The following is a 13,506-nucleotide window of genomic DNA, read 5'->3' as shown; positions in this document are numbered from 1 at the left end:
CCACAGCTGCGGTTCGATGGTGAAACTGTGATTGGCGCCGCGCCCTGAAGCAATCTCGGGACGCGGACGATCACCAGGCAGATCCAACTGCTCCGGAAGATCAGCCAACGCATCCGACCAGAACGCAATCTGCTTCGCGATCATGGACTGCGGATCGTCCTCGGACCCGAGAACCTCACGCTGCCACAACGAATAGTCGGCATACTGCACCGGCAACGGCGTCCAGGTCGGAGCCTGGCCGTTGGTTCGGGCGTAGTAGGCGGTCATGACGTCGCGGGTCAACGGGCCCATCGAGAAGCCGTCGGTCGAGATGTGATGCATCACGAACGACAACACGAAGTCGTCATCAGCGACCTGAAAAAGCTTGGCGCGCAACGGAACCTCGACAGTGACATCGAAGCCCTGGGCGAAGAGCGAATACAGCTCCGCCTGGATTCGGTCGTCTGTGACGCGTTCTGCGCCGAGATCGATCGAGACATCTTCTACCGAGCATATCTTCTGGTAGCCGACGCCGTCGACCTCGGGGTAGACCGTGCGCAGAACCTCGTGACGGCCGATAACGTCGTGAACTGCCGAATTCAGGGCCGCCAGATCGAGCGCACCCGTGAGCCGAACGGCAACAGGGACATTGTTGACAGCAGAATCGGTGTCGAATCGGTTGAGGAACCACATGCGCTGCTGCGCCAACGACAACGGCACCCGAACCGGACGCACCTGCGCAGTCAACGCCGCACGTGAACCGCCACCGACATGAGAACCCAAACGAGCAGCCAACGCCTCCACCGTCGACGCCTCGAACAACTCCCGCACCGACACCGAAGCATCCAACGCCTGACCCAACCGAGACGTCACCTGCGTCGCAATCAGCGAATTACCACCGAGCGCGAAGAAATCATCATCCAAACCAACACGCTCGACGCCCAGAACATCCGCAAACGTCTGCGCAACAACCTCTTCCACCACCGACGTCGGAGCACGGAACACCGCAACCTGCAACGACGGAACCGGCAACGCCCGACGATCCAACTTCCCGTTCACCGTCAACGGAATCGAATCCAACACCACAAACGCCGACGGCACCATGTACTCCGGCAACAACGAACCCACCGACACCCGAAGATCGTCGACCGAAACGCTCACACCCGCAGCCGGAACCACATACGCCACCAACCGCTGATCACCCGGAGAATCCTCACGAACAACCACCGCCGTCTGCGCCACCGACACATCCGCCAACACCGCAGACTCGATCTCACCGATCTCGATCCGGAATCCACGGATCTTCACCTGATCATCCGCGCGACCCAGATACTCCAAATCACCAGCACTGTTCCACGACGCGACGTCACCCGTGCGGTACAACACCTCGCCGGCATTGAACGGATTCGCCACAAACCGCGTCGACGTCAACCCCGCCTGACCCAGATAACCCCGAGCCAACTGAACACCAGAGACATACATCTCACCCGCGACACCAACAGGCACCGGAGCCAAACGCGTATCGAGCACGAACACCTGCAGACCCGAAATAGCCTGACCCACAACACTCGCCGACGCATCCGCCGCCAACGCAGCATCCAACACACGATGGCTCACATGCACCGTCGTCTCCGTGATGCCATACATGTTCACCAACGTCGGCGCGAAGTCACCGCGGCGGCCGTACCAATCCGACAAGCGACGCAGCTCGAGCGCCTCGCCGCCGAAAACAACCCACCGCAACGACAACTCAGCGGCCCGACCGGATTCCGACGCCAACCGATCAGCCTCGGCCAACTGATAGAACGCCGACGGAGTCTGATTGAGCACCGTCACCCGCTCAGCAGCAAGCAACTCCAAGAACTGCTCCGGCGACCGCGACGTCACATAATCCACAACCACCAACGTGCCGCCGTACAACAGCGGACCCCACAACTCCCACACCGAGAAGTCGAACGCATAACTGTGGAACATCGTCCACACATCGGATTCGTCGAACCCGTACACACCCTCGGTATTCGCAAACAACTTCGCCACCGTCGTGTGCGGAACCTGCACACCCTTCGGGCGACCCGTCGAACCCGACGTGTAAATCACATACGCAACATTCGACGACCGCAACGGCGCAACACGATCCGCATCCGCCACCACCGAACCATCGAACTCCGACACATCCACCGCGTCGATATCAACCACAGGCAAACCAGCGGGCAACACCAACTCACGCCCGGACCACGAAATCGCAGCCACCGGAGCAGCATCAGCCAACATAAACTCGACACGATCAGCCGGATACGACGGATCCACCGGCAAATACCCCGCACCGGACTTCACCACCGCCAACAACGCCACCACAAGATCCGCCGACCGCGGCAACGCCACCGCCACCAACGACTCCGGACCACAACCCTGAGCAATCAACCTGCGCGCCAAACGATTAGCCCGCACCGACAACTCACCATACGACAACGACTCGCCACCGAACCGCACCGCAACCCGATCACCAAACCGCGCAGCAGCATCATCGAACCACGCCGACAACGTCGAATCCACACCACGATCGATCTGGCCGGCACTGAAGCGGGACAGCAGGTTTCGTTCTCCATCGACCAAGATGTCAACGTCACCCACCGCTACGGTGGGATCAGCAGTCACCGCACGGAAGGTCCTTACCAGCCGATCACCGAATTCCACAACGGTCGACTCGTCGAACAGATCCGTCGCATACGTCAAAGAGGCGGACATTCCGGCGGGTGCGCCGGCCTCGTCGGTTCGTTCGGTCAGGGTCAACTGGAGGTCGAATTTCGCCAGCGCAAGATCGGCACTTTCGATCGACACTTCGAGGTCGCCCAGTTCGAGCGTTGTCTGTTCGTGGTTCTGGAACGTCAATGCCACCTGGAACAGCGGATGACGAGCCTGCGAACGAACCGGATCGAGAACCTCCACCACACGCTCGAACGGAACATCCGCATGCGCGAACGCCTGTAGATCCACTTCACGCGCCGACGCCAACAGATCCGTGAACGACATCGACGGATCAACCTCGGTACGCAACACCAAAGTGTTGACGAACATACCGATCAGATCGTCGAGCTGCGCCTCACCGCGACCCGCGATCGGTGTACCGATCGCGATGTCGGTCGTTGCGGACAAACGAGAAAGTACGACGGCGAGCGCTGCGTGAACAACCATGAATGGTGTCGAGTTACTGCTGTGCGCAATCGAATTGACAGCTTCGTGCAGGGTGGCGTCGATATCGAACTCGACCTCGGCTCCGCGCCCTGAAGCGACCTCGGGACGAGGACGATCGGCAGGCAGATCCAACTGCTCCGGAAGATCAGCCAACGCATCCGACCAGAACGCAATCTGTTTCGCGATCACGGACCGCGGATCGTCCTCGGACCCGAGAACCTCACGCTGCCACAACGAGTAATCGGCGTACTGCACCGGCAACGGCGTCCAAGCCGGCACCGACGCTCGTGTACGTGCTTCGTAGGCAACCATCACGTCACGGGTCAACGGACCCATCGAGAAACCGTCGGTCGAGATGTGATGCACGACGAACACCAGAACGTATTCGCTGTCGCCGACTTTGAAGAGCTTGGCGCGCAACGGGACTTCGGACGTCACGTCGAAGCCGACTGTCGCCAGCTCGGCGACGCCCGCAGCCAGGCGATCTTCCGTGATCGACACGGGGCTGAGGTCGACGACAACGTCTTGGACGTCGAGGACGTCCTGATAGCCGACGCCGTCGACGTCTGGATACACAGTTCGCAGTGATTCGTGTCGGCCCACGACATCGATCACGGCGGCGTCAAGAGCTGCCACATCGAGGGCGCCCGAAATCCTGATCGCCGCCGGGACGTTGTTCACTGCCGACGCGGGTTCGAACCTGTTCAGGAACCACATGCGCTGCTGCGCCAACGAAAGTGGGATCCGAGCTGGCCGGGGCTGCTGCACCAGTGGGGCGGTGGCGCCCGAACCGGCGTGCAGCTCGAGCCGGACGGCGAGTGACTGCACGGTCGACGCTTCGAAGAGCGCACGAACCGGAACGCTTGTGTCGAGCGCCTCTCCCAGCCGAGCGGCGACACGGGTCGCGATCAACGAGTTGCCGCCGAGTTCGAAGAAATCGTCGTCGCGGCCAACCTGTGCGACTCCGAGAACTTCGGAGAACACCTGCGCGACAGTCTCTTCGACGGTCGTGATCGGCGCCTGGTACACCTTGGACTCGAACACGGGCGAGGGCAGAGCCTTGATGTCCGTCTTGCCCGCGGTGGTCAACGGAATCGAATCGAGTACCAGTACCGAGTCGGGGACCATGTAGCCGGTCAGGAACGTCGACACCGACTCGATGACCTGTGCGGGATCCACCTCGGCGCCGGCCTGCGGCACGACGTATGCAACGAGACGATCTCCGAAGTGATCGTCGGAACGAACGAGAGCAACAGCTTGCGCAACGCCCGCGCAACGGGTCAGCGCGGCCTCGATCTCGCCGAGTTCGATACGGAACCCACGGATCTTGACCTGGAAGTCACTGCGGCCCACGTACTCCACTGCGCCACCGTCGATCCACCGGACCACGTCACCCGTGCGGTACAACCGCTCTCCCGGCGCCCCGAACGGGTCTGCGACAAAACGACCCGCTGTCAATGCCGGCTGTCCCAGGTATCCACGAGCGACCTGAACACCCGACACGTACAACTCACCTGCGACACCAACCGGAACGGGCTGCAAGCGGCCGTCCAAGATCCGCGCGGCCATTCCCCGAATCGGGCCGCCGATGTTCATACGATCAAACGCGGTCAGCGTATCGCTGATGTTCGAGGCGACTGTCGACTCCGTCGGACCGTACGCATTGAAGAATCCACGCACACCGCCATCCGGAAGCGGCACCGCCCACTTGGCAACGAGAGACCGCGAACTGGCTTCGCCACCGACGACAACCACCCGCAACGCGTCGAGCCCGCTCGGATCCACTGATGCCAGCGCAGCGGGCGTCACGAACGCATGCGTCACGCCCTCCGAGCGCAAGATCTCGGCCAATTCCGCGCCGCCGTACACCGTCGTCGGCGCAATCACCATCGTCGATGCTGCTCCGAATGCCATCAGCAACTCGAGAACAGAAGCATCGAAACTCGGCGAGGCGAAATGCAGCGTCCGAGCATCCGCGGTCAGCGCATAGCGCTCGACCTGCTCGGCGCAGAAGTTCGCCACACCCGCATTGGTGACCACAACGCCCTTGGGCAGACCCGTGGTGCCAGAGGTGTAGATGACGTAAGCAGGCTGCCGCTCGTCGATCGCACTGCGTCGATCCGAATCACTTACCGGCGCGCAAGATTCTGCCGCGCACGCCGCCATTGTCTTCTCGTCGTCGAGAACAACCCACGTCAACGCCGACGGCAATCCTGCCTCGACGTCACTGAGCGCAAGACCCAGCACCGCACCGGAATCGGAGATCATGTGGGCGATACGGTCAACCGGATACGTCGGGTCGACGGGCACGAATGCAGCACCCGTTTTCACCACTGCCCACAGAGCGAGAACCGAATCGGCCGAACGCGGAATCGCGATCGCGACCCGATCCTCCGGCCCGACGCCCTTCTCAATCAGAACACGAGCGAGTCGCGACGACCGCTCGTCGAGTTCGCGGTAGCTGATCGACTGACCGTCGAAGCGAATCGCATCCGCCGACGGATCCAAAGCGGCCGCCGCTGTGAGGATCTCGACCAGGGTTCCCGAGACCGACTGACCTCCATGAACATCGGCCAGCACACCCCGCTCGGCCGCATCGAGAATATCGATGTCACCAACGACAATCGAAGGAACCGACACGACAGTCTCGAGGATACGAACCAGACGCCGAGCAAACCCCTCGACCGTCGAAACGTCGAACAGATCTGCAGCAAACGTGAATTCGGCCGAGAGCCCTTGCTGGATCCCGTCTTCGCCGATCGACTCTGTTACTGCGAGTTCGAGGTCGAACTTGGCAGTGGTCGTGTCGATTTCGGCGGCCTTGATCGCCAGTCCCGGCAGTTCCAATGCCGTTTGCGCGAGATTCTGCAAGGACAGCACAACCTGGAAGAGCGGATGTCTGGCCTGCGACCGGGCGGGAGCCAAGACGTCCACCAACCGCTCGAAGGGCACGTCCGAGTGAGCGAACGCTCCGAGCGCAGAATCACTCGCCGCAGCCAGCAGATCCGTGAATGCCTGGGCCTGGTCGACCTCGGTGCGCAGAACAAGCGTGTTGACGAACATACCGACGAGATCGTCGAGCGCCTCGTCCCCGCGACCGGCAACGGGAGTGCCCACGGCGATGTCCGAGGTCCCGCTCAGTCGGGCCATCAGAACGGCAAGCGCCGAGTGCAACGCCATGAAGAGCGTCGCGTTGTTCTCCCGTGCCAGCGCGTCCAATCGACGGTGCACATCCCCGGAGATCTCGAACGCGAATCGCTCGCCGCGCATCGACGCCACATCAGGCCGAGACCGGTCCGACGGAAGCTCGATCACATCCGGTAGGTCTGCCAGAGTCTCGGTCCAGTACGAGATCTGCTGCGAGATCAGTGATTCCGAGTCCTCTTCCGACCCCAGAACCTCACGCTGCCACAACGAATAGTCGGCGTACTGCACAGTCAACGGCTGCCACGCCGGCGCGATCCCGTCCTTGCGTGCCGAGTAGGCAATCATGACATCGCGAGCCAGGGGCGCCATCGACCAACCGTCAGCGGCGATGTGATGAACCACGATCGCAAGGGTGTGCTCGGTGTCGCTGACCGTCAACAGGCGGACACGGATCGGCACGTCGACGGTGACGTCGATCGCTGAGGATCCGATTGCAGCGACTCGACTTTCGAGCTCGTCCTGATCCGAAACCGACTCCACGGTCAGCCCGCCGAACGCCTCCGAGAGCGACAGAATCGACTGCTTCGGTCCGGAAGCCCCGTCCGGATATACCGTTCGGAGCACCTCATGCCGGGCCAGTACGTCCTCCAGCGCCATTTCCATCGCGGCAGTATCGAGATGACCAGTCAGGTGCAGAGCAAAAGTGATGTTGTAAGCAGCTGAGTCGGTGTCGAAGCGGTTCAGGAACCACATGCGCTGCTGCGCCAGCGACAACGGAATTTCCGCGGGACGCACCTGTGCGACGAGCGCCTTCTGCCCGCCGCTACCTACGTGCGACTCGATGTGTGCGGCGAGCGCCTCGACGGTGGAAACGTCGAATAGCGTTCGCACCGGCACCGTAGTGTCGAGCGCCCGCCCCAATCGGGAGGTGACCTGAGTGGCCACCAGGGAGTTGCCACCGAGTTCAAAGAAGTCGTCGTCGAGGCCGACTCGTTCCACTCCGAGAACATCCGCAATCACCTGCGCGACAATCTCTTCCACCGGCGTGGTGGGTGCACGAAACTCGCGGACCTCGAAAACAGGCTCCGGCAAAGCCCGGCGATCCAATTTGCCCACCGGGGTCAACGGAACCTCAGCGAGTTCCATGATGACGGACGGAACCATGTAGCTCGGCAGAGCCTCCGCCACGAACGAGGCGAGCACGTCCCGATCGAAACTCGACCCGTCAGCCAGTTCGACGTAGGAAACGAGGGTTGTGACACCCGCCGCGCCTTCGCTTCCGACCGTCACCGCGAAGCGCACAGACTCGTGCGAGGACAGAACTGCGTCGATCTCACCGAGTTCGATACGGAATCCGCGAACCTTGACCTGGAAGTCACTGCGGCCGACGTATTCGAGAACCCCCGCGTCACCGCGCGCGTCTCCGCCGGTCCAGCGCACGACATCGCCGGTCCGGTACATTCGCTCGCCATCCGGCGAATACGGGTTGGCGACAAACCGTTCCGCAGAAAGGCCTCGCCGCTCATGGTAGCCGCGAGCCAATGCAGCGCCCGCAAAGTAGAGCTCTCCCCTGGTACCGACTGGAACAGGATGCAGACGCTCGTCGAGTACCAGTGCCGACATGCCCTCGACGGGACGCCCGATGTCGATCGATCGGCCGATCGCGAGATCGCCGAACGACGAGATGATAGTGGTCTCGGTCGGACCATACCCATTGAAGTAGGCGCGCCCTGGGGCCCATTTCGCCAGCAACTCGGGAGTGGTCACGTCACCGCCGACGGAGACGACTCGCAATTCAGGCAGCTCTGCCGGCTCCATGGTCCCGAGTACTGCGGGAGTGATGATCGCGTGTGTGACCTTCTCGGAATGAAGAAGATCCGACAACTCGTGTCCACCGATAATTGTCGACGGAACGATCACCAAAGTTGCACCCGCGGAGAAGGCGACCATCCATTCGAGTACCGACGGGTCGAAGCTCGGTGAACAGATATGGAGGAAGCGCGAGGACTGTTCTACCCCGTAGCGACGCTGTGCTGCGTCTCTGACGCCACGGAGTCCACCGTGAGTGACGCTGACACCCTTCGGTTTTCCCGTGGAACCGGATGTGTAAATGACATATGCAACGTGAGAACTGTGAATCGGAGCAATTCGGTCCTCGTCCGTGACCGGCGCTGAAGATTGCGCCGACAGTTCTCCGTTCAGCGCCTGGCCGTCAAGGACCAACCATTCTGTGACCGCAGGAAGCTGATCTACGAACTGTCCCGACGTGAGTCCGATCGCGGCCGAAGAATCGGCCAGCATGTGCCGGACACGATCTTCCGGATAACTCGGGTCGACTGGGACGTATGCCGCCCCTGACTTCGCCACCGCCCATACTGCACAGACCATCTCGTACGAGCGAGGAAAGGCGAGAGCAACAATGGTCTCGGGGCCGGCGCCACGTCCGATCAGAACCCGAGCGAGCTTCGACGACTGCTCATCGAGCTCTCGATAGGTGATCGATCGACCCTCGAAGCGCACAGCAACCGAATCCGCCTCAGCCGTGCCGGACAGGAAGATGTCGACGAGACTCTGCCGGGGCATCGTGTCATCCGCGGCTACGACCGTCAGATCGGTGCGCTCGGAGCGTGAGAGCAGGTCGATATCGCCGACGATCGTTTCAGGTCGGGTAGCCACGGCATCGAGGATGCGCACGAACCGAGTAGCGAAAGTGTTCACCGTGGCCGGATCGAACAGGTCCGTGGCATAGGTGAAGGTGGCGCTCAAGACGTCCGAGTCTTCGCTGCCTTCAGGATTCTCGGACACCATGAGCTCGAGATCGAATTTGGCGACCGGGACTTCCAATTCAGCTGCAACTGCTTTGACACCTGAGAATTCCAGTTCGCGTCGTCCACTGATCTCCGCAGTGAGCGCAACCTGGAACAGCGGGTGACGAGCCTGCGAACGCGCCGGACTCAGGACTTCGACCAACCGCTCGAACGGCACATCGGCATGCCCGTAGGCAGACAAGCCCGATTCCCTTACCCGAGCGAGCAACTCTTCGAATCGTTCGTTCGGATCGACCTCGGTGCGAAGCACCAGGGTGTTCACGAACATGCCGATCACGTCGTTGAGCGCTTGATCGCCTCGCCCGCCGATCGGGGCACCGATCGCGATGTCGGAGGTACCACTGAGCCGGCTCAACAGCGTTGCATATGCCGCCTGCAACACCATGAACAGCGAGACGCTCCTCGAGCGCGCCAACTCGTTCAACTTGCGCGTCGTGCGTTCGCTGATCTGAAAATGGTGCTTGGCGCCGTGATTGGACGCGATGGCAGGACGAGGTCGGTCGGTCGGCAGATCCAACTGATCCGGCAGATCGGCAAGTGCCCGGCGCCAGAAGTTGATCTGGCGAGACGACTCCGAGCGCGGGTCTTCGTCGGATCCCAGTGCTTCGCGCTGCCACAGGGCGTAGTCGGCGTACTGAATCGGCACCGGCGTCCACGCCGGCGCAGACTTCTCACTTCGCGCCGAGTAGGCGACGAGAAGGTCACGTGCGAGCGGACGGAACGACAGTCCGTCTGCAGCGATGTGATGGAGAACCATCACCAGGACGTAGTCCGTCGGAGACACCTCGAAGAGGGCAACCCGTACCGGGATTTCGAGCGTCACGTCGAAGCCGCGAGACGCCACGTCGAACAGCGCCGCGTCGAGATGCGAATTCCGAATCTTGACCGGATTCAACTCCACCGCGGCCCGGTCGACCGGCAGAACCAGCTGTTGCGCGGTTCCGTCGACATCAGGGTAGATCGTCCGCAAGGACTCGTGTCGCTCGAGAAGATCCATCACCGCGGCATGCAGGGCGGACGGGTCCACCGAACCGGTGAGCCGGACCGTGAACGGAAGATTGTAGGCGGGCGTCGACGGATCGAGACGGTTGATGAACCACATGCGCTGCTGCGCAAGCGAGAGCGGGACGACCTCGGGACGAGGCTTGGCGATCAGCGGGGTGAGCTGCCTGGCGTTGCCCGCCACCGACTCGGCGCGGGCCGCCAGGGTGGCGACCGTGGTGGATTCGAAGAGCTCTCGAACGCCGAGTTGCACTCCCAATGCCGAACCCACTCGCGTCACTAATTGTGTTGCAACCAGAGAGTTTCCACCGAGCTCGAAGAAGTCGTCATCGATACCGACGCGCTCGACACCGAGAACGTCGGCAAACACGTCCGCCACGATGCGTTCGATTTCGGTGCGGGGCTCGCGGTACTGCTTCGCACTCGCGAACACCGGCTCGGGCAACCCGGCACGATCCAATTTGCCACTCGTGTTGAGCGGCAACGCATCGAGCACCATCAACGCGGCCGGAACCATGTACGACGGGAGGCTTCGGCCGGCGAACTCACTGAGCACCGCAGCATCGATGTTTCGGCCTGGACCCGGCACGACGTAGCCGACCAATTGATCACCGGTCGGGGTGACGGTCACCAAAACGACAGCCTGCGAAACGTCGGGGTGCGCCAGAAGGACGGTCTCGATCTCGCCGAGTTCGATGCGCTGCCCGCGGAACTTCACCTGGAAGTCTGTACGCCCGATGTAGTCGAGATTTCCGTCCTCACGGCGACGAACGAGGTCGCCGGTCCGGTACATACGCTCACCGGCCGTGCCGTACGGATTGGCTACGAACCGATCCGAGCTCAGGTCCGGTCGACCAACGTATCCGCGCGCGAGTTGAACGCCGGCGAGATAGAGCTCACCCGGCTGCCCGATGGGGGTCGGGCGAAGTTGCCCGTCCAGTACGTGCGCCTGAGTGTTCCACTGCGGCATACCGATCGGCACGGAAGTAGTATCCGTGGCCACGGCCTCGTAGTACGTGACCGATACCGCGGCTTCGGTCGGACCGTACAGGTTGTGCAGTCCGGCTCCACAGAGTTCGCGGAAGGCGGAAGACGTCTCGGGCGGGAGCGCCTCGCCGATGACAAACACGTGGCGCAACGAATCACAAGATCCGGCAGGTGCATTCGCAGTGAACAGCGTGAGCATGGATGGCACGAAGTCGGTGATCGTGACGCCGAGCTCCGCGATCTTGTTCGCCACGTAGATCGGGTCGCGATGACCGTCCGGAGTCGCGACGACGAGCGTGGCGCCGACCTGCAACGGCATGAAAAATCCCCACAGCGACACGTCGAATGTCGTAGCGGTCTTCTGCAGGTAAATGTCCGACGCCGAAAGCCCGTACTCGGCGTTCATCCACTGAAGCTGATTGTTGATCGCCGCGTGAGTGACCGCGACACCCTTGGGTCGACCGGTCGAACCCGAGGTGTAGATCACGTACGCAGTGTTCGAGAAATGCAAGGGAGACAGGCGATCCGCGTTGACGATCGGTCTGCTGTCGAGCTGCCCATAGTCCAGTGTGTCGATCTCGATGACCCGTGTGCCCGAGGGCAGATCCACGTCGTCCCGCGCAGTGGTCACAACACACGTGGGCTGCGCCGACTCGAGAATGTAGGCGGTGCGGTCGGCTGGGTGGTCGGGATCCACCGGTACCCAGGCTCCGCCGGCCTTGGCAATCGCGTACAGACCGACCATCAAGTCCAAAGACCTGCGGATCGACAGTCCTACAAGCGATTCGGGCCCAACACCCATGGCGATGAGTTGACGAGCCAAACCATTTGCGCGAGAGTCGAATTCGGCGTACGTGAGGCTGGCGCCTTCGAAAACGACAGCGGTGGCATCGGGAGTTCTCTCGACCTGACGCTCGAATGCTTCGGTGATGGTCTGCGAGGCAACGTGGAAGCCGGTGCGGTTCCACAAGGCAACCTTGTTTCGCTCCTCGTCGGTTGCGACAGGAAGATCCCAGACCTTGCGGCTCGTTTCGGCCGAGACGAACTTCTCGAGAAACTCCACGAACCGCGAGTGATTTCGCTGGGCGTCCGCGGGCGCATACAGATTGGGATTCGACTCGAAGTCGATGTGTGTGCGGGTATCGCCGACGCTCTGATACAGGTTGACACCGAGGTCTTCGATCAAACCCGTGGACAAGATGTGAAGTTCGCCGACGAGGGGCCCGAACGCCAACTCGGTGGAAAACATCATGATGTTGATCCAGGGGCCGAAGAATCCGCCCCGGCCCGGCCCGTCCCCGCCGCGAACCATGTCCTCGTGTCGGTATCGCTGGTGGCGCAGTGCGCCGGACATTTCGTTCCTGACATCGTCCAGAAGCTCCTGGACGGTGGTGTCCGCGGTGACGGTCAGGCGCAGCGGCACGACGTTGGAGACCATGCCTCCGGATCGACGCAGCACGGCTGTTGTTCGACCGGAAACGGGCAGACTCAGCGACACGTCCTCTCGTCCGGTCATCTGAGCGAGGTACGCCGCAAACGCCGCGACGACAGTGCCGGCAACAGTGGTCTTCTCGATGCGCTCGAGGAACCGCCCGAGCAGAGCCTCGACGTGGTTGGACAGCGCTGCACTGTCGATCCGACTGACTGGAGCCGGCGCGGCACTTCGACCCGCGAGGCTCGAGATCTCGTCGAGATTCTCGATCTTGTCTGCCCAGTACTTGCGATCGGTTTCGAAACGACTCGACTGGCGGTACTTGTTGTCCACCTCGTAGACGTTCCGGAGATCGGAGGCCTCACTCGGCTCCGGATCCCGGCCCTCCACGCGCGCCGAGTACAGCTCCGCCACACGAGTGACGAACGTCGACGCACCGAAACCGTCGAGAATTGTGTGATGGACCCGTGTGTACCAGTAGTAGCGATTCTCGCCGAGCCGCAGGATCGTGGCAGAGATCAAGCGGTCCGTGAGCATGTCGATCGGCCGGCTGCGATCTGCTCGCATCCACCGCATGGCAGCGTCGTGCGAGTCGTCTTCACTACGAAGGTCGACGTAACCGACCGAATCATCGAGTGTGGGGTCGATGATCTGGTAAGGCTGGGCGTCGATCTCGAAGATCCGGACGAAGGCAGACCCGATTTCGCGACCGGCGTCTGCGCAGGCCTGGCGAAGGGCGTCAAGTTCCAGAGCACCACGGAGTTCGACGTACTGAGCGATGTTGACCGGAACGGCGGGATCGAGGTGTTGCGCGAACCACATACCGAGCTGGGCCGCGGAAAGCGGGAATGCGTCGGATCGCTGAACGTCTTCCGGCGAGCTGCCGACCTCCGGCTTGCCGCTCCCCAGTTCTCCGTTACCCAGCGAATTCACGCCCAC

At 62.0% G+C, this 13,506-nt stretch carries 1 protein-coding gene (cut by a window edge); it reads right to left on the bottom strand.

Going from position 1 to position 13,506, the window contains the following annotated elements:
- Positions 1 to 13,506: the 5' portion of a non-ribosomal peptide synthetase gene (locus BH682_RS09170; protein WP_075832723.1), read on the bottom strand. The gene continues 15,165 nt to the left of window position 1, outside the view; only the first 13,506 of its 28,671 coding nucleotides appear in the window; it begins with the start codon at positions 13,504 to 13,506; its stop codon lies off the left edge, out of view.

Origin of the sequence: Rhodococcus sp. YL-1 (genome assembly GCF_001942025.1) — a bacterium.
Taxonomy (GTDB): domain Bacteria; phylum Actinomycetota; class Actinomycetes; order Mycobacteriales; family Mycobacteriaceae; genus Rhodococcus_F; species Rhodococcus_F qingshengii.
Note: the sequence above shows the minus strand (reverse complement) of the source record. Positions and strands in the feature narration are given on the sequence as shown.